We start from the raw sequence: 18,320 nt of genomic DNA, 5'->3' as shown, positions 1-18,320 counted from the left end.
TATCAATAGAAGCTGTAGCGAATGCCGACCTGGCACTGGAAAGGGTCGCCTGACGGGTTCACAACACCCGCTGTATTCACGCGGTAGTTAAACCGTTGATTCGTTCGGTCAAAATTGGGAACGGCGGGTGTTCCACCCGATGCTGGAATCCCCAACGCATATAAAGCCTGGCTGGTCAGCGACTCATTGACGCCCCAAGTTCTCTTCAGGAGGTTGGCAAAGTTGAATACATCGGCCGATACCTCAATGCTGTGCGTTTTTAAGAACCGGAACCGCTTACTGGCCCGAATATCGAAAATGCTGTAAAAGCCGTTAATACCGCCATTGCGCTCGGCTATCTGGCCCGAATACGTCGTGATATAGTCCTTTATACTCTGGCTTGCGTTCGGATTGTCCAGAATTGCCTGTAGGCCCGCCCGTACATTCTGGGGTACACTCTCGCCGTTTCGGTCAAAAATATAAGCCAGGTCGTTCGTTCCCGCCACAAAGTCAGCGTTGCTGTTAGCACCTGAGAGCAGCGTATATCGGGTGCCGCCAATGCCTGAATAGCGAACGCCCACCGTAACACCAAAGAAAGTAGGCAGCGTACCGTACACGACGACCTTATTCCGGAAATGGTTATCAGAATACGTTAGCTGACTCAGGTTGCGCGGATCGTCCTTCACGGGCAGTACCAATGTGGCCGTGTTTGCTACGTTACCATTGTAGGAGGTGTTGTCGCGGGTATCGTTCCAGGTATAGCTGGCCGAAATTTCACCATCTCTGAAATATTGAAAGGTAGCGTCGGCAACAATCGCAAACTGATTTACTTTTCCTTCACTGTTCAGTTCCAGCACCCGCCCTAATTTCTGGCTGATGCGCCCCAGTTGCCAGTCGCCAGCGCCGTTGGCAGGCATCCTGTCAAGGGGTACGTATACGCCCCGATTGGCTTCGTTGGCTAACCGGAAGAACGGGTCAGCCACCATGTTCCGGTCCACGTACACGTAGTTGTTGCGGCCGAGCGTGGCAAAACCGGCAAGGCCTACCCGCAACTTACTGGTCAGGAAGCGACTGTATGACGCGTTCGCTTTGTAGATAACCGGTACTTGCGCGTCAGGCCCCGTTAGGTTAATGGTTGGGAGTTGAAAAGCGGCTAAGGTTGGAATGCTGGCATAATTGTTCCGGTAAGCGGCAAAATCCGGCGTTGGCACATTGGGTGCCCGAACGTCTACCGTAGCTAAGTGCTTACCGTCAAACGTGAGGTTATTGATGACGGCGTAGTTGTTAATGTCGGACGCAAAAACGCCCCCACCCAAACGGACAAAATCCGTATGCCGGTCATTGACATCCCAGGTCAACTGTAACCGGGGCTGAGCAATAAAGGACTTGAACTTATTGTCGGTGCGTAGATTGAGTTCGTCAAGAACCAATTGATTCAGCGGGGCCGACGGGTAACGAGCATAATCGAACCGCATACCAGCGGTTAATTCCATACCCGGTGCCAGCCGGGTTGTCAGTTGGCCGTATATACCAGCATTCAGCGTATTGCCGATCACCGTCAGGTCATTGACCAAGGGCACCTCCCGAAAATAACGGTAAGGTTGCAACCGGTCGAACTTATCCAGGGCGGTAACGCCCCCCTCTGCGGTGTAATGGAAACGGCCATTCACCTCACTGCCATACACCGAGTTAGCCCGCGTATACATCAGGTCGAGACCAAACGTGTACTGAATCTTGTCGGTAGTGTAGTATAGGTTATTGACCAATTGAAGTACGTTGTTCTTGAACCCCTCCTGGGCAAAACGATGCCCGCCCATTTGGATGTTCGTGGATCGGGTGCCGCCCGCAACAGTTGAGGCAATGTTTTCGACCAGATTCCGGGGAATGTTGGCAGCCGGTAACTGATCGCCAGGACTGCTTTTTTGGTACGTGTAGAGGTGCTGTAATTTTAATTCGTTCGTGATTCGGGGATTTAATGACGTACGTAAGGTAGCCAGGAAGCTGTTGTCCCAGTTGAAATCGTTACCCGTCGACTCGTAGATATTGATGGACGTGTTATCGGTTAAGCCGAGCTTATTCAGGTCTCGGGTGTAATTGTTACGTACGGTAAGCAGGTTTTTACTGTTAATCTGCCAGTCGATCCGGGCAAAGGCGGCATCGGAACTGCGGGGCTTATCGAACGAGCCGTATTGAGGAGTGTTGGCAACGCCATATTTGCTCCGGGCGATATCAACGTATCGGTCGAGCGTGGTTCTGGTCACGTTGAAGCGATTTTCGTCAGCGGGTGTTTGCACGTCGGCAATAATCAGCGGACGGGTATCCTGCTGATGATCCCAGACGACGAAAAAGTGCAATTTGTCCTTGATAATCGGACCACCCAGCGAAAAACCGTACTGATTCGTCGAGAAACTGATATTGCGTTGATTCCCCCGAATGTCATATTGACTGGACAGCCAGTTAGCCCGCGTGTAATTAAAGATACTGCCGCTCAATTTGTTGGTACCAGCCTTAGTGACCGCGCTCACGATACCCCCGCCACTACGTCCGTAAACAACGTCGTACTGGTTAGTAATCACCTTAAATTCTCGAACAGCTTCGATAGAAATAGAATAAGGCGCCCCGCTTCGGCTGGTAGTTGACCCCGCTGAGGTTGGGTTTTTAGCCGTCATACCGTCAATGGTAAAGTTGGTCGACGAACCAAGCTGCCCCGAGATACTGCCTCCTCTGCTCAGGGGCGAGAGGTCCAGCAAGGTTGTAAAGTTGCGACCATTAACCGGCAGCGACGCAATTGACCGGGCCGTGACGGCCGTTGCCGCTCCTATATTTTCAATCTTGTTTTTCAGACCCGACGCTACCACCTGTACTACTTCCAGCGCCTGGCCGTCTTCCTGCATGGTTATATTTATCCGAATAGCGTCCCCTTGGTTCAGCGTATAACCCGTCCGTTTCTGTTCACCAAAGCCGATGAATGTAACGCGGATGGTGTACGGACCGCCCAAGGGCAGTTCTTTAAAGAGGTAGTCGCCCTGAGCCGTAGTAATTGTTCCGGTAGTAAACCCAGTCGACTCGTTACGGACCTGAACGGTGGCACCAGGGAGTGGCGATTTCTGATTGTCTGAGATGATTCCCGCAATGGAGGCCTGAGTGGTTTGCGCTACTACTTTACTGATAAAACAAGTAGAAAGTAGCGCTAAAACGATAAAAAATAGCTGTTTTTTCATACACAGGTTAGTTAGATTTCCCGCTACAAAGAGAGCGCAGTTGTGTTAAGTTGCTATTACCTGATTATTACCAAATCGTAACCTTTGTAGTCTATTAACAACTAATGGATTGGTTTACACCACTCCATTCAGGTTGTTTGCCTGACGAATGAAAAGTATATTAACACCTGCTGGTCAGTTCTCTTCAACCGCTACTCATACAATTCTTTTTTGATTTCTTTTATGGAATCGCACCGCGTCGTGCATCCACTTCTAAAAGGGTGTTTGTAGCCCCGCTTGAGACATATCTTTAACCTTAATAATTATTTTATGAGCAACGCCCCTCCATGAATCCCTCAACATTGCCAAAGCTCACTGGTAGAAATGATTGGGACACTTGACAAACAAGGATTTATCTGAAGTTCTAATTGGAAAGAGGTTGCCCCTCAAAGTCAGATATGTCCAAGTAATTGTTGCTTGATTGCCATAAAAGTGAAACATTTGACAAACATGATTGTGTGGTTTTAGTTAGAAAAGCCATAGTTTTGTAGAGGTTTGAAGGCCTTTCCATCAAATTTTTAGCTGGACAAACCGAAAGAGTCTAAATTTTTCACTTTTTTTACCGGGCAAACCAACTTTCAATTTAACCCTACAGTCCAGTTCCAATGAAAACACAAACTCCCTCTCCAGCACCAGCCAAGGCATCGGCACCCAAAAAGACGTCGTCGGGCGGCCTGAATCCCGCGTTCGTTATCCCGGTCCTGTTGCTGATCGGTATCCTGACGTACATCTTCGTTTTTGGCGACGGGAGCCATTTCCAGGAAGGCGACAACACGAAAGAGCCCCTACCCGGTGATTACTTCGGCACCGTTTACAAAGGTGGATTCATCGTACCCATCCTGTTTACCTGCTTCCTGACGGTACTGGTATTCTCCATTGAGCGATTCATCACGATTGGCCGGGCAAATGGCTCCGGTTCAATTGACGATTTCGTTCGGAAGGTGAAAAGCCAGCTCGACCGGAACGACGTTAGTGGTGCCATTCAGGAGTGCGACCGGCAGAAAGGTTCAATTGGTAACGTTGTTAAAACCGCTCTGGTGAAGTATCAGCAACTGTCGACCGACACTGAGTTGACGAAAGAGCAGAAATTAGCCGCCCTTCAGAAGGAAGTAGAAGAAGCGACGACGCTGGAACTGCCCATGCTGGAAAAGAACCTGACGATCATTGCAACGCTGGCTTCGGTATCAACGCTGATTGCCCTGCTTGGTACGGTACTTGGTATGATCCGGGCCTTCGCAGCTATGGGTGCTACAGGTCAGCCCGACACGGGTGCGCTGTCAACGGGTATCTCTGAAGCCCTCGTAAACACGGCTCTGGGTATCGGTACGGCGGCTATTGCAACCATTATGTACAGCTATTTCACGAGTCGAATCGACACGTTGACTTACAACATCGACGAAATCGGTTTGAGCATTCAGCAGAACTTCGCGGCTCACAACTAAGGTTGCGTCGCCGACGGATCACAGTTGTGTAATTAACCAACCTACCCGGCTAAGCCGGGTAGGCAGAAACAAGACTCTATTATGCCCGCAGTTAAAATAAAACGCGCCAGTTCTTCGGTAGATATGACGGCGATGACCGATGTAGCGTTCCTGTTGCTGACTTTCTTCATTCTGACGGCCCAGTTCCGGTCGCAGGATGCCGCCAGCATTGAAACGCCTTCGTCCATCTCTGGCATTAAAGTACCGGATAGCGACATTATGACCATTGGTCTGGGCAGGGATGGCAAGGTATATTTTGGTATTGACAACGCGCAAAACCGCATTGCCATGCTTGATAACATTGCTGCCGCGAAGGGAATCACGTTCTCCAACAATGAAAAGAAGGAGTTTTCGCTGATGTCGAACTTTGGAATACCCATCAACCAGTTGAAATCGTATCTGAACCTCGAAAAGGAGCAGAAGGCTAAGGTTAAGCAAGCGGGCATTCCGACCGACTCGACCGGTACAGCTCCAGCGAATGAGTTGAAGGAATGGGTTTATAACGCCCGGAAGGCTAACAACAAACTGCGGATTGCGGTGAAGGGAGATAACCTTGCCAAGTTTCCAGAGTTCAAGAATGTGTTGGCTACACTTCAGGCGCAGAACATCAATAAATTCAACCTGATCACCGGTACGGAAGCTCCCCCGGCAGGCTGGAAAGCAAACTAACTTAGGTCGTAGTTTATGGTTCATGAGTGGTACTTGTGAATCATAAACTACAACTTACAAACGAACCAAATCATGGCAGAAATTAACACTGGCGGTGGTGGTGGCAAGCATGACGGTAAGGTAAGGTCCAAGAAACAATCAACTCGTGTCGACATGACGCCGATGGTTGACCTGGGATTCCTCCTGATTACCTTCTTCATTCTGGCTACCACACTCAGTAAGCCGTCTTCGATGACGCTTAACGTGCCGGACAAAACCAAAAAAGAAGAAACGGAGCCGATCAAAGCCTCTAACGTAATGACCGTTTTCCTCGGCAAAGACAACAAGGCGCATTATATCTTTGGTAAAGCAGCTAACGAAGACCCCGAAGTAAAGACCATTGGTTATGGTTATGAATTTCGTCAGGCTCTTCAGGAGAACGCCCGGAAAGTGGGTGGCGATAAATTTGTAGTCGTTATCAAGCCGACTAAACAGTCAACTTATAAGAACATGGTTGACGTGCTGGACGAAATGGCAATTACGAAAACAAAGCGGTACGCTTTGGTGGATCAATTGACCCCGGATGAGAAAAAGATTCTCAAGGACAAAGCTAAAATAGACGCATAACGCCATGGCAGAAAACACCCAAAACGTAACACTCGATGATATCGTGTTTGCGAATCGGAATCAGGCGTACGGTGCTTATTCCTTGCGGAAAGGGTATCCTAAAACTGTAACGCGTGCCCTCATCATTGGCGGCATCCTGTTTACACTTGGTGTACTTGCCCCAACGATCATCACGGCGCTGACGCCGGAGGTTGAGGAGCAGGCGATGGTTGAGGTGGACTTGATGAAGTTGCCACCGCCACCCATCGACCCAAACGAACCGCCACCACCACCACCACCACCGGTTGAGTTGCCCAAGGTGAACACGGTAAAATTCCTTCCGCCCGAAGTAAAGCCGGACGAGGAAGTGCCTGAAGAAACACCGCCACCCGCCGTGGAAGAGTTAAAGGAAGCGGTTGCGGCTGAGGTAACGCAGGAAGGCGACCCGAATGCAGAAGAAGTTATTGCGGCTCCTGAAGCTACGGCAGCACCAACAAAAGTTGAAGTGGCCGTTGAGGCAGCTCCTAAAGAAGAACAAATCTTTACGGTAGTGGAGCAACAGCCAGAATTCACTGGTGGTATGGCGGCCTTAGGTCAGTACCTGCAAAAGAACCTCCGGTATCCGGCAGCGGCTCAGCGGGCAAACGTGGCAGGTCGTGTGTTTGTGAGCTTCGTGGTAAACACGGATGGTAGCATCCAGGACGTGCAAGTGCTGAAAGGATTAGGATTTGGCACCGACGAAGAAGCGCAGCGCGTAGTAAAAAGTATGCCGAAATGGCGACCGGGTAAGCAATCGGGTCGGCCGGTTCGGGTAAAATACAACTTACCCATCAACTTTACGCTGGAATAAGTGCCCATGCGCAGACGGAATGAAGGACCGGCGCGGCTGACGCTGTATGTTGCAGTGCTGGCTTCGCTGGCGTACCTGGGAGGAGGCATCGCACTGATTGCCTCCTCTCAGTCTTTTGGCGTGTTTCCAGAGCCAGGCTTACTTCGGTATGGAATGGGAGCGTTGCTATTAATTTATGGAAGTTTCCGGATCTATCGAGCGTATCAACGTTTTCAGGAAGATGATTAACTATGTTATTAGCAGACTTATTCTGCCGGTTGGTTTGCTGATAATCCTAATCGGCTGTGGCAGTGATAAACCACCGTTGGACAACCCATCCCGAGGAACGATCACGATAGCCGCCGATGAGTCATTCGTGCCGTTGGTTACTCAATTGACATCGGCCTATGCGGGTATCTACCCCAACGTACATTTCAACATCGTTTACAGGCCTGAACAGGAAGCCATCAACATGATGCTTCGGGACAGCGCCCGTTTGGTATTTGCAACCCGCCAGCTAACCAAGAATGAACGATTAGGGCTTGATCAACAGAAGGTGAAGGGAGCAGCTGAAAAAATAGCCACCGATGGCGTAGCGCTCATTATTAATCGGGCTAACACGGATAGCTTAATCACAATGAATGAGTTACGAGCTATTTTCAGTGGCCGAACGAAACAATGGTCGCAACTGAAAGATGGTAACCAGACGGGGCCGATTACCTTAGTCTTTGATAATAACAATTCCAGTAATCTGGGCTTTATACTGGACACGCTCAAAATAACCGACGTGAAAGGGCTGCGTATTTTCACGACTAAGTCTAACCGGGAAGTTATCGAGTTCGTCCGCAAAAATCCGTCGGCATTAGGATTTATAGGCGTCAACTGGATCAGCGACAGTGACGAGCTGTTGTCGGTTGAGCTGGCCAGTGACTTGCGCGTTGTGGGTGTTTCCAACAAAGTGAATCCTACGGGGCGAAACGATTATTTTCAACCCTTTCAGGAAGATCTGGGCATGCAGCGATACCCATTACGTCGGCCTGTTTATATCCTCAGTCGAGAAACTCATCCTGGCTTGGGGGGTGGGCTAATTAATTACATAGCTCGTGACGCTGGCTCTCTCATCGTTCATAAATTAGGTTTATGGCCCGCCGTACGATATAATAGAGAGGTTAATCTGACAAAGTGATTAAGTTTTTTCGTTTAGCCGCAATTTTTTAGATTTGCCAACTGTTTATAAGACACAACTAACTTTTACCCATTCCCAACGTGAAATACATGATGAACAACCAGAAAAAGTCGCTGTTAACCACACTGCTTGTAGGAGCGTCGTTAACGATTCCGGCACTGGCTCAGGACGTGCAAACGGCCCTGAAAGACATCGACGCTGAACGGTTCACCAAAGCAGGGCAGACATTAACCCAGTTGGCTTCCAGTTCGCCGTCCGCCGATAATCATTTTTATCTTGGTTATTACTACCTCAAAAGTGGTCAGGTCGATCAGGCTAAGGCTGCGTTTGAGAAGGGAGCCGCTGCCGACGGCAAAAACCAGTTGAACAACATCGGTTTAGCCGGTGTAGCTTTAGCAAAGAAAGACCGCGCTACGGCTAAAACGTTGATCGACAACGCCGTTGGTCAAACAAAAAGCAAGAATCAGGACGTTTTGATTCGGGCTGCTGAAATGTACACGTTGTCGGAACAGACAAACGACCCGGCCGAAGCCCTGCGTTTGCTCACGATTGCCGATGAAAAGGACAAGAAAAACGAGCGGGCCGACATCGAGATGACGATGGGTGATGCCTATTTTCTCAAAAACGACGGTGGCAACGCCATCACCAAGTATGAGAACGGGTTAGCAATCAGTCCAAACCTCGCCGAAGCTAATTTCAAGATCGGTCAGTTATACCTGCGGGGCAAAAACTACGTGAAAGCGCAGGAGTTCTTTAAATTAGCCATTCAGAACGATCCTGAGTTCGCACCAACGTACCGCGCTTACGCCGACGCTTTGGCCAACTCACGTGCGTACAAGAGTGCAGCTCAGAACTACGAACTGTACATTCAGAAGAGCGGCACGACCGACCCTGAGCTATTGCTCGACGTAGCTCGTTACAAGTTCTTGGCAGAAGATTATCAAGGGGCTATCACCTTTCTGGATCAGTTGAAAGGGAAGATCAACAACCCAATCATTGACCGGATGTACGGTTGGGCTAACACAGCTTTGGGTAAAAACGCCGAAGCGGTTGAGTCACTGAATAAATTCATTTCGACGGCTCCTCAAAAGGTAATCTACGACGATTACAAGTATCTGGGACGAGCGTATAGCAAAGTTGGCACGCCTGAGGCAGACTCGTTGAGCATCGTTAACCTGGAGAAAGCGGCTCCTCTGGACACAACGGAAAATCTATATCGTGAGATCGCTCAGAAGTACTATGAGACGAAGCGATATGATAAAGCGGCTAATTATTACTCCCAAACGATCCAGAAGGATAAGAAACCGCTGAACAACGATTACCTGTTTAACGCATTGGCTAATTATCAATATGCATTCCGGGTAGGTCGTGATTCAACAATGGCACCTATGGATACGGCTCAGATTCGGCAAGCTAAGCAGATGTACTTCCTGCGGGCTGACTCATCATTTGCTCAGATGGCGCAGCAAGTTGAAAAAACAGCCGGTGAGACATACCCCTTAGCATATTATTATCGGGGTCAGTCGACATACTATGCATATCCCTCTGCCGTGTCACTCTCGACGGGTGCTGCTGTTCCCTATTACGAAAAGTTCATTGAGTTGGCAACAGCCGAGACTGACTCAACGAAGAAGCAGTCGTATCAGAAGAACCTGATTACGTCGTACAAATTCCTGGCATCGTATAATCTGGCTAAGAAGGATGAAGCGAAGGCTAAAGAGTACTTCAATAAGGTGCTGGAACTGGACCCGAACGATGCTGATGTGCAAAAGGCGCTGAATCCAGTTAAGGCAACCCCAAAACCGACTGCGAAACCGGGCACGAAGGCTCCTGTGAAAAAGCCTGCGGCCACTAAATAGACGGTAAGCAAAATTTACAACAAAAAAGCGTGGGCAGTCCGTCCGCGCTTTTTTGTTGTTGGTCACCGAACAAATACCATTGACAGTCAGTAAGAGCAGCTATTATTTTTCAGAGTGAATCGTAACTTTGCGGGCGCAATTTTTTGCCTGAACGACACCACCGCTTTGACGGTTCGACCCTACTAATCCGTATGCTTAACCTTGTACTGTTTGGCCCACCAGGTGCCGGAAAAGGAACCCAGAGTGAGAAGTTGATCAAAAAGTATAATCTGATTCATCTGTCTACCGGCGATTTGTTGAGGTCGCAAATTACGGCAGGCTCCGAATTAGGCTTAACGGCCAAAAAACTGATGGATCAGGGATTGCTGGTGCCGGATGAGGTAGTGATTGGTATGATCGACTATAAACTGCGCGAAACTCAGTCCATTGCAACATCAACTGCTGATACCGTTGGGGCAACCGCATCGGCGGACCGTTCCATTGGGGGATTCATTTTTGACGGTTTCCCACGCACTGTACCGCAGGCTGAAGCACTTGACCAATTGTTGGCTCAGTATCATACACGAATTTCAACAATGGTAGCGTTAGTGGTCGACGACGAGGAACTCACCCGACGATTATTGAACCGGGGTGCGACGTCGGGGCGGCCCGACGATCAGAATGAAGAACTAATCCGTCGGCGCGTTGGAGAATATAACAATAAGACAAAACCCGTTGCCGACTATTACAGTCAGCAGGGAAAATACGTAGCGATTGATGGTATCGGTGATATCGAGTCCATCTTCGAAGCTATTTGCAGAGAGATTGAAAAAGAAGACGTAAGCGCCGACTGACGCGTGTGACCGTCGAACCAACTGGTTTGACAGGGTGCGGAGTAAACAACAATTATGGCTTCATCAAATTTTATTGATTACGTAAAAATAAATTGCCGCTCGGGCGCGGGTGGCGCTGGATCAGTGCATTTCCGGCGTGAGAAACACACCCCAAAAGGAGGCCCTGATGGGGGCGATGGCGGGCGCGGAGGACACATAATCCTACGGGGCGACGCGCAGATGTGGACCTTGCTACACCTCAAATACCGCAAACACGTTAAAGCCGAAAACGGCGTAGCGGGCGAAGGCGGCCGACGCTCTGGAGCGCAAGGGTCTGACGTTATTCTAGAAGTGCCCCTTGGCACCATTGCACGCAACCCGGAAACGGGGGAGGTGCTGGCAGAAATAACTGAAAACGGTCAGGATATTATTCTGTTCCCCGGCGGCCGGGGCGGCTTAGGCAACGACCATTTCAAGACGCCAACCCAGCAGGCACCCGACTATGCTCAACCAGGCGAAGCAGGCCAGGAAGAGTGGGTCGTGCTGGAGTTGAAACTATTGGCCGATGTCGGTTTAGTTGGCTTCCCAAACGCGGGCAAATCTACTTTGCTATCGGTTGTTTCGGCGGCCCGGCCCGAAATTGCTGACTACGCCTTTACAACCCTCGTGCCTAATTTAGGGGTCGTAGCGTATAGGGATTACAAATCATTTGTAATGGCTGACATTCCAGGAATTATTGAGGGAGCTTCGCAGGGTAAGGGATTGGGACTGCGTTTTCTGCGGCACATTGAGCGTAACTCAGTATTACTGTTTCTGATACCGGCTAATTCCGAAGATATACGGCATGAGTACAACACGCTACTAAATGAATTACGGGAGTATAACCCTGAGTTGATGGATAAAGTACGGTTGCTGGCAATTTCTAAAATTGATCTTGTCGATCAGGATGCATTGGACCGTTTAAAAGAGAATCTACCTAAAAATGTACCTGTTGCCTTCATCTCGTCCGTTAATCAGCAGGGTTTAGACGAACTAAAAGACACCATTTGGCAGAGCCTGACAGTAGCCAATGAACCGGCTTGAACATCTACGTTTTATATCCATTCGTACATAAGCGGCTGACGCTGCCGTAACTGCCGCATTTTTTGACTTTTATGAAACACGTTTCCGTAATTTTCTGTGCAACTGTTTTCCTGTTATTACCTGTCCTGACCGTCGCGCAAGTTCAGGTTTCATTCCCAACCAGCCGGGCCGTATTCCAACGTAATGGGGCCAATCAGGCCACTATTCGCGTCACTGGTATTTACACAACCGCCGTTACCCGCATTGAAGCCCGGCTGATTGCTCGTGACGGTCAGGGGACATCGACCGACTGGCAACTAATTCAGGCTAATCCAACGGGTGGTACATACAGTGGCGACGTTACGGGACAAGGCGGCTGGTATAACCTTGACGTGCGGGGCATGAACGGTGACCAACAAGTGGGCAACACAGCCCCCGTTGAGCGCGTGGGAATTGGTGAAGTATTCGTTATTGCGGGTCAGTCCAACGCACAGGGTGTTCATCAGTCCGCTCCTAATCCACAGAATGACCGCGTGAACTGCGTGAACTACCGGTATCCGGATGAAGGGTTTCCGAACGAACCCCCCATTCCAACATTCAGCCAGTTAGAAAACAGCCCCGGCTTTACCATTGCGCCCAGGGGCGTTGGTAGCTGGTGTTGGGGACAACTGGGCGATCTGTTGGTGAAGCGGCTGAATGTACCCGTACTGTTTTTTAATGCAGCTTTTTCGGGTACAGCAGTCAGAAACTGGCGGGAAAGCGCCCCCGATGGCGGTATTGCGTACGGTATCATCAACGGACTCCCCTACGCTGGCCGTCAACCATACATCAACCTGAAGATAGCGCTTCAGTTTTATGCAAATATGCTGGGTGTCCGGGCCGTGTTGTGGCATCAGGGAGAGACCGATAACCTCGTCAACACGGAAACGAACCGGTATGTGGATGAGTTAAAGTTTGTAATCAATCAAAGCCGACAGGACTTTGGCAGACCGGTACCCTGGGTAGTAGCCAGAGCAACGTATGGTGATTTCATTGGTGGCCCAGACCCCGCTATTATTGCCGCTCAGAACCAGGTGATTTCCTCCACACCCAGTGTATTTGCAGGACCCGAAACCGACAATATTCAAATTCCACGCAACCGCCCACCCCTTGAGAATGAGGGGCTGCACTTCGACCTGAACGGTCTCATAGACTTGGCAAACGCGTGGAATGGCAGCCTGAGTGATGCCTTTTTTCAGGGATCAACGCCAGCGAGCGCATCGCCACCACCTACCATATCGGCAGCCTGCGCCGGAAGTAATAATGTAACCTACACGGTCAACGGTAACTACGCGACCATCCAGTGGGAATCGGGTGAGTCAGGACCATCCATCACCAAAGGACCTGGTGTGCAAGTACGGGCACGCGTGAAAGACAGTCAGGGTAATACGCATTTCACCAGCCTGTTACGGGTGTCGGACGCCCCCATCGCGGCCGTGGTGGGCAACGGACCGCCAGCGGTGTGTGTTGGCAATAGTCTGGGGCTGACAACAAATTACGACAACGTATCGTGGATTAGTCAGCAGACGAACACAACCGTAACCACGGGCCGCGCCTTCAACGCAACAGCAGCGGGTGCTTATTTTGTCAGGTATCGGGATGTTAGTGGCTGCGACTTCACATCAAATGTCCTGACCCTCACCCTCAACCCATTACCAGCTACGCCAACTATTGCCAGCGAAAAACCAAATACCTTCTGCCAGGGCGATAATACCGTTCTTCGCGCCAGTAGCGACAACGTCCGGTATAACTGGAGCGACGGGCAACAAGCCAAGGCGGTCACGGTAGGCACGTCAGGCTCCTATTTCGCCACGGTAACCGACCAGAACAACTGTACGTCAGAACGATCAAATACAATTGTCGTAACGGCCAATCCTGTACCGGCAAAGCCAGTTATTGCAGTAAACGGACCTACTACGTTCTGCGCCGACCGCAACGTGACACTGACGGCACCGGATGGGCTGACGTACCAATGGACGGGTGGTCTCACTACCCGCGCCATAACCATCAATCAGGGAGGTGACTATTCGGTACGGACTCAAAATCAGTTCGGCTGTAACTCCATACAGTCCGACGTTGTCAAAATTAGTGTAAACCCATTGCCACCGGCGCCTGGGATTTCTGCCGCAGGTGCTACCACCTTTTGTGATGGCAATCGGGTCACGCTGAACGCCAGTACTAATCTAAACGTGCTTTGGTCGGATGGACGGACGGACAAGGCAATCTCCGTTACAGCGACTGGCAACTTTGCCGTTCAATCCCGCGATCAGAACGGTTGCCTGTCACTCTATTCGCCAGTGATTGCTGTGAAAGTGAATCCGTTGCCAGCCGCCCCAACCATCTTGTCGAACAAGGAGCCAACCATTTGCGAGGGGGACCGCATCACGTTTCGGGTAGAAGGGCCTTTTACCGTTTTCTGGAGTACGGGTGACTCAACCCAAACGATCAGCACAACTCTGGCGGGCAATTATTCGGCTAAAGTGCGGGACGTAAATGGATGCGTATCGGCGCAGTCCCGCAATACAACGGTCGAACTCCGCCCCCTGCCGCCCGCGCCGAGCATCAACATGATTGGCACGTACACCCTCGAAGCGATCAGTTCGACGAATGGCACCCAATTTCGCTGGCGTCGGGACAGTGATTCGTTAGCCGTTCAAACAGGTGTAATTAAGGCCAATCAATCAGGTAACTATACCGCTCGTGCGTCAATCATCTACTCGCCAACGCTTACCTGCTTCTCGAACCCATCAGCCATCTACGCATTCACGGTTGATCCAAACAACCAGGGGCTGAGCATTTATCCCAATCCCAACCCCGACAAAATCGTGCGGGTTGAAACGCAGGAAAATCTCACTAATGCTACCCTTACCATTTACACCCTCACCGGTCAGGTTGTTCAGACGGTTGCCATTCCTGTTTTTGATGAGCGAAAGCAGTTGGTGTTAACGAGCCTGCCAGCGGGCCAATACCTGTTGCGTGTTCAGGCAACTGGCTTTGACGTTTCAAAACGAATTCTCCTCGGTTTGTAATATTAATACGAAACAGACCGTTCAATCATGGACAGAAGCATTAAATTTGTATTTTACCGGGAAACCGGCAGTACAGAGCGACACGCTGATTGAACAAGGTCTGATTTTTGCACGAGTTACTGATAAGCTTTTTCAAGGCGACGTTGTGACCCGGCAGAAAACAGCTATTAATAAACAACGGATGAACAACCACTATTTCTTACGACAACTATTTATCCTTGGCCTGCTAATTTCTGTTTTTCCCGCATTAGCTCAATCGACCGAACAGGCCATTAAAATTACTTACCCTGAGAGCCGGGCGGTCTTCCAGCGCGAGAACGATAATACAAGCACCATCTATTTGTCGGGGAGTTGCTACCAGCCCATCGACAGTGTGCAGGCACGTGTGCAGGCCGAAGCAGCCGGTCAGGGACTCAATACGGACTGGGTAACTATCCAGCGAAACCCGCAGGGGGGAGTGTTTCAGGGGCCATTGCGGGCAAAAGGTGGCTGGTACCGGCTCGAAGTGCAGGCATTTGCTGGCGGAGCCATTGTGGGTAGTGACGTGGTTCGCAAAGTGGGCATTGGTGAAGTCTTTATCATTACGGGCCAATCGAACGCACAGGGGTTTCAGAATTTTGGCGCGGCAGGTGCGGCCGACGACCGGGTCAACTGTGTAACGTATGACAATACTACGGCAAACTCTCCGGCCGATCCGCCGAAACCTTCTTTTCAGCAACTGGGTGCCAATTCCCTGATCGGCCCGCGTGGACAGAGCGCCTGGTGCTGGGGCATACTGGGAGATCTGATTGCCGCTCGGTATCAGGTTCCGGTTTTGTTCATCAATACCGGTTGGGAAGCCACCATCATTCGCAACTGGAAAGAAAGCGCGGATGGGCTTCCTACCCTGAAGTGGTTTAATAGCCAGCCGTATCCACCAGGCATGCCTTATGCGAATCTAGTGATTGCACTGCGTTACTATTGCTCCCTGCAAGGGCTTAGGGCTGTATTGTGGCAGCAGGGGGAGAATGACAACTACCCGCTGAACTCAAGTCGGCAGTCGTACAGCAACGATATGCAGTACATTGTCAACAAAACCAGAGCCGACACAGACCGGTATCCCGCCTGGGTGTTGGCTCGTTCCTCGTACAATACCGGGCGGGTAAGCCAAGACATTATTCAGGCTCAGAACGACGTCATTAACACGTACAACAACAACGTTTTTGCCGGTCCTTTCACCGATAATATTCAGATACCCCGTTTCGAGGGCGAAGTTCATTTCGGTGGCGAAGGCCTGAAGCAACTTGGTCAGGCCTGGTTTGAAAGCCTGAATGCCACCTTCTTTTCCAGCTCGCGACCACTGCCTCCACTGCCCCCGCCAACGGTTGCAGTTGCCTGTGCGTCATCGAACAATACACTTACGCTTAGGCTACCCAATGCCTACAAATCCTACGCGTGGAGTTCAGGACAGACTACCCAATCAATTACCGTTGATCGGCCAGGTGTTTACCGGGCCGTTCTGAAAGATGCAAACGGGAATACCTATCTGTCGCCAACTATAGATGTACAGGGGCCTATCCAGCCAGTCAATCCAACCGTTTCACTGGCGAGTGATCCCAGTCGGGTGGCCAATGGGCAGCAACAGATTTGTGCGGATTCTTCGCTGGCTCTTGTGACTAACACAGCCGCAAATAGTTCAGCCATTTGGAGCAATGGCAGCGTTGGCAGGACCATAACAGTAGCTCAATCGGGTAATTACACAACCCAGGCCGTTAATATCTATGGTTGTAAATCGGCGCAGTCGTCGGCGATCAGTTTAACGGTACGTCCTAAAATTTCGACACCAACCGTTGAACAGATTGGCACATATACCTTGCAGGCACTATTACCGACTCCGTCGGGTGGGCAGACGGATCTGTATGACTGGCGACGGGCGGGCGAAGTTCTGCCCCAGACGAGCGCCGTTGTGAAGGTTGTTGTGACGGCCAACTACGTGGCCCGCGCCAAATCGACGTACGCGGTTAATGGGGGCAACAGTCTGACGTGTTACTCAGAGTATAGTACGCCAAAGGCATTTACCTTCGATCAGTCGACGGGTGGTTTAAGCGTATACCCAAACCCATCCAGCGATGGGGTCGTTGTTCTTGAGACCATCGAAAACCTCAAAGATGCCAGCATTGGGGTTTTCACCCTTACTGGCCAGCAGTTATTTGCACAACAGGTCCCACTGCTCGACGAACGCAAAAGTGTTAATTTGTCGGGTCTGGCTCAGGGGGTGTACATTATCCGGGTGCGTTCGTCGGGATTCAACGTATCCCGGCGTGTTATCATCAACCGGTAACTCATTCTTCATTAGTTTGTATAGCTCAGAGCCTTTCTATCAGAGAGGCTTTGAGCATTATAACGCACAAAACACACTCGTGCTTCGAGGGTGGCCAACAGTAGTCCGAGATGCCGTTTTAGCTGTTCTGAGCGACTGTTTATCGAGTTCGCCGGTCGACCAAAGCTCATGTCCCAATTGGTTTTATCGCTACCTTTGTATCATATTTTCAATCCCGTTTATGAACGCAACCTACGTTCCCGCCGATTACTTACCCGTCCTGATTCAGTTGGGCCTCGCCTTGGGTTTCATTGTAACAACCATGCTGGTTACGCATAACATTGGACCCAAACGCAACAGCCTGAAAAAAGACGATCCGTTCGAGTGCGGTATTCCCGTTCAGGGCGATGCCCGCACTCCAATCTCGATTAAATACTTTCTGATTGCCATTCTGTTCGTTCTTTTCGATGTAGAAGTGATTTTTCTGTACCCGTGGGCCGTCAATTTCAAAGGCCTGGGCATGACGGGTTTCATCGAAATGGTTTTGTTCATGGGCTTGTTGCTGGCCGGTTTTTATTATATCATTCGTAAGGGCGTTTTGAAGTGGGAATAGCCTCAATTAATGAATTTTAACCACTTTCAATTCGTTGTATTAGCAGGCAACTACAACGTCATATATGGCAACTGACATCAAAATAGTCGACGGTCCTCCGGCTTACGAAGGGCCCGGTTTTCAAGCCACTTCATTCGATAAGCTGATTGGTCTGGCCCGGGCAAATTCGCTTTGGCCCCTGCCCTTCGCTACGTCTTGCTGCGGCATTGAGTTCATGTCTACCATGGCTTCGCATTATGACCTGGCACGGTTTGGGTCTGAGCGGCCAAGCTTCTCCCCGCGTCAGGCCGACATGCTGCTTGTTGCGGGTACCATTGCCAAGAAGATGGGGCCTGTTTTGAAACAGGTTTACCTACAAATGGCAGAACCCCGCTGGGTAATTGCCATTGGTGCGTGTGCATCGAGCGGTGGCATATTTGATACCTACAGCGTGCTACAGGGTATCGACCGGATCATCCCGGTGGATGTGTACGTACCCGGTTGCCCGCCCCGCCCCGAGCAGATTCTCGAAGGTGTTATGCAGGTGCAGGAATTAGCCAAGAATGAATCATTGCGTCGGCGTAATACCGATGAGTATACGAAATTATTGAATTCTTACAGTATTCAATAGTAATGATT

Annotated in this window: 14 protein-coding genes; 13 read left to right on the top strand and 1 reads right to left on the bottom strand. The window is 50.3% G+C overall.

All coding sequences use genetic code 11. The features are described from left to right. Positions 1-2: 2 nt before the first annotated feature. Positions 3-3,200 carry a TonB-dependent receptor gene (locus ACYVHB_RS05160; RefSeq protein WP_461050270.1) on the bottom strand — a complete coding sequence of 1,066 codons (3,198 nt, stop codon included), beginning with the start codon at positions 3,198-3,200 and terminating at the stop codon, positions 3-5. A 644-nt stretch (positions 3,201-3,844) separates the two neighbouring features. Here ACYVHB_RS05160 and ACYVHB_RS05155 point away from each other — a divergent pair. The 13 genes from ACYVHB_RS05155 (at position 3,845) to ACYVHB_RS05095 (ending at position 18,312) form a co-directional block, all read left to right on the top strand. Then, entirely contained in the window at positions 3,845-4,681 is an 837-nt protein-coding gene (locus tag ACYVHB_RS05155; protein WP_461050268.1) for a MotA/TolQ/ExbB proton channel family protein, read from the top strand. An 81-nt stretch (positions 4,682-4,762) separates the two neighbouring features. Next, positions 4,763-5,389, top strand: a complete 627-nt coding sequence (locus tag ACYVHB_RS05150) for an ExbD/TolR family protein (protein WP_461050266.1) — start codon at positions 4,763-4,765, stop codon at positions 5,387-5,389. Between the two features lie 72 nt (positions 5,390-5,461). Then, a complete protein-coding gene (locus tag ACYVHB_RS05145; RefSeq protein WP_461050264.1) occupies positions 5,462-5,995 on the top strand; it encodes an ExbD/TolR family protein in 534 nt (177 codons plus the stop codon). Between the two features lie 4 nt (positions 5,996-5,999). Further along, complete coding sequence (locus ACYVHB_RS05140; protein WP_461050262.1) at positions 6,000-6,824, top strand: energy transducer TonB; 825 nt, start codon at positions 6,000-6,002, stop codon at positions 6,822-6,824. Positions 6,825-6,830: 6 nt separating this feature from the next. Continuing rightward, the gene (locus ACYVHB_RS05135) at positions 6,831-7,052 is read left to right on the top strand and encodes a hypothetical protein (protein ID WP_461050261.1); all 222 of its coding nucleotides are present in this window, start codon (positions 6,831-6,833) and stop codon (positions 7,050-7,052) included. Beyond that, on the top strand, positions 7,045-7,989 hold the full coding sequence (locus ACYVHB_RS05130; protein ID WP_461050259.1) for a PstS family phosphate ABC transporter substrate-binding protein: 945 nt from the start codon (positions 7,045-7,047) through the stop codon (positions 7,987-7,989). The genes ACYVHB_RS05135 and ACYVHB_RS05130 overlap by 8 nt, the downstream gene beginning before the upstream one ends. A gap of 89 nt (positions 7,990-8,078) precedes the next feature. Beyond that, positions 8,079-9,848 carry a tetratricopeptide repeat protein gene (locus tag ACYVHB_RS05125; protein WP_461050257.1) on the top strand — a complete coding sequence of 590 codons (1,770 nt, stop codon included), beginning with the start codon at positions 8,079-8,081 and terminating at the stop codon, positions 9,846-9,848. A 191-nt stretch (positions 9,849-10,039) separates the two neighbouring features. Beyond that, positions 10,040-10,681: an adenylate kinase gene (locus tag ACYVHB_RS05120; RefSeq protein ID WP_461050255.1), complete on the top strand. Its 642-nt coding sequence runs from the start codon at positions 10,040-10,042 to the stop codon at positions 10,679-10,681. Positions 10,682-10,735: 54 nt separating this feature from the next. Beyond that, positions 10,736-11,743, top strand: a complete 1,008-nt coding sequence (gene obgE, locus ACYVHB_RS05115) for a GTPase ObgE (RefSeq protein WP_461050253.1) — start codon at positions 10,736-10,738, stop codon at positions 11,741-11,743. A gap of 71 nt (positions 11,744-11,814) precedes the next feature. After that, complete coding sequence (locus ACYVHB_RS05110) at positions 11,815-14,790, top strand: T9SS type A sorting domain-containing protein (protein ID WP_461050251.1); 2,976 nt, start codon at positions 11,815-11,817, stop codon at positions 14,788-14,790. Between the two features lie 181 nt (positions 14,791-14,971). Then, entirely contained in the window at positions 14,972-17,110 is a 2,139-nt protein-coding gene (locus ACYVHB_RS05105) for a T9SS type A sorting domain-containing protein (protein WP_461050249.1), read from the top strand. Between the two features lie 220 nt (positions 17,111-17,330). After that, the gene (locus ACYVHB_RS05100; RefSeq protein WP_461050247.1) at positions 17,331-17,702 is read left to right on the top strand and encodes an NADH-quinone oxidoreductase subunit A; all 372 of its coding nucleotides are present in this window, start codon (positions 17,331-17,333) and stop codon (positions 17,700-17,702) included. A gap of 64 nt (positions 17,703-17,766) precedes the next feature. Continuing rightward, the gene (locus tag ACYVHB_RS05095; RefSeq protein ID WP_461050245.1) at positions 17,767-18,312 is read left to right on the top strand and encodes an NADH-quinone oxidoreductase subunit B; all 546 of its coding nucleotides are present in this window, start codon (positions 17,767-17,769) and stop codon (positions 18,310-18,312) included. Positions 18,313-18,320: the final 8 nt, after the last annotated feature.

Source organism: Spirosoma arcticum (genome assembly GCF_054779955.1).
Note: the sequence above shows the minus strand (reverse complement) of the source record. Positions and strands in the feature narration are given on the sequence as shown.

What these genes read in the sequence shown, in the direction of transcription:
- ACYVHB_RS05160 (WP_461050270.1), bottom strand. Translation starts at nt 3,200, where the DNA reads ATGAAAAAACAGCTATTTTTTATCGTTTTAGCGCTACTTTCTACTTGT.
- ACYVHB_RS05155 (WP_461050268.1), top strand. Translation starts at nt 3,845, where the DNA reads ATGAAAACACAAACTCCCTCTCCAGCACCAGCCAAGGCATCGGCACCC.
- ACYVHB_RS05150 (WP_461050266.1), top strand. Translation starts at nt 4,763, where the DNA reads ATGCCCGCAGTTAAAATAAAACGCGCCAGTTCTTCGGTAGATATGACG.
- ACYVHB_RS05145 (WP_461050264.1), top strand. Translation starts at nt 5,462, where the DNA reads ATGGCAGAAATTAACACTGGCGGTGGTGGTGGCAAGCATGACGGTAAG.
- ACYVHB_RS05140 (WP_461050262.1), top strand. Translation starts at nt 6,000, where the DNA reads ATGGCAGAAAACACCCAAAACGTAACACTCGATGATATCGTGTTTGCG.
- ACYVHB_RS05135 (WP_461050261.1), top strand. Translation starts at nt 6,831, where the DNA reads ATGCGCAGACGGAATGAAGGACCGGCGCGGCTGACGCTGTATGTTGCA.
- ACYVHB_RS05130 (WP_461050259.1), top strand. Translation starts at nt 7,045, where the DNA reads ATGATTAACTATGTTATTAGCAGACTTATTCTGCCGGTTGGTTTGCTG.
- ACYVHB_RS05125 (WP_461050257.1), top strand. Translation starts at nt 8,079, where the DNA reads ATGATGAACAACCAGAAAAAGTCGCTGTTAACCACACTGCTTGTAGGA.
- ACYVHB_RS05120 (WP_461050255.1), top strand. Translation starts at nt 10,040, where the DNA reads ATGCTTAACCTTGTACTGTTTGGCCCACCAGGTGCCGGAAAAGGAACC.
- obgE (WP_461050253.1), top strand. Translation starts at nt 10,736, where the DNA reads ATGGCTTCATCAAATTTTATTGATTACGTAAAAATAAATTGCCGCTCG.
- ACYVHB_RS05110 (WP_461050251.1), top strand. Translation starts at nt 11,815, where the DNA reads ATGAAACACGTTTCCGTAATTTTCTGTGCAACTGTTTTCCTGTTATTA.
- ACYVHB_RS05105 (WP_461050249.1), top strand. Translation starts at nt 14,972, where the DNA reads ATGAACAACCACTATTTCTTACGACAACTATTTATCCTTGGCCTGCTA.
- ACYVHB_RS05100 (WP_461050247.1), top strand. Translation starts at nt 17,331, where the DNA reads ATGAACGCAACCTACGTTCCCGCCGATTACTTACCCGTCCTGATTCAG.
- ACYVHB_RS05095 (WP_461050245.1), top strand. Translation starts at nt 17,767, where the DNA reads ATGGCAACTGACATCAAAATAGTCGACGGTCCTCCGGCTTACGAAGGG.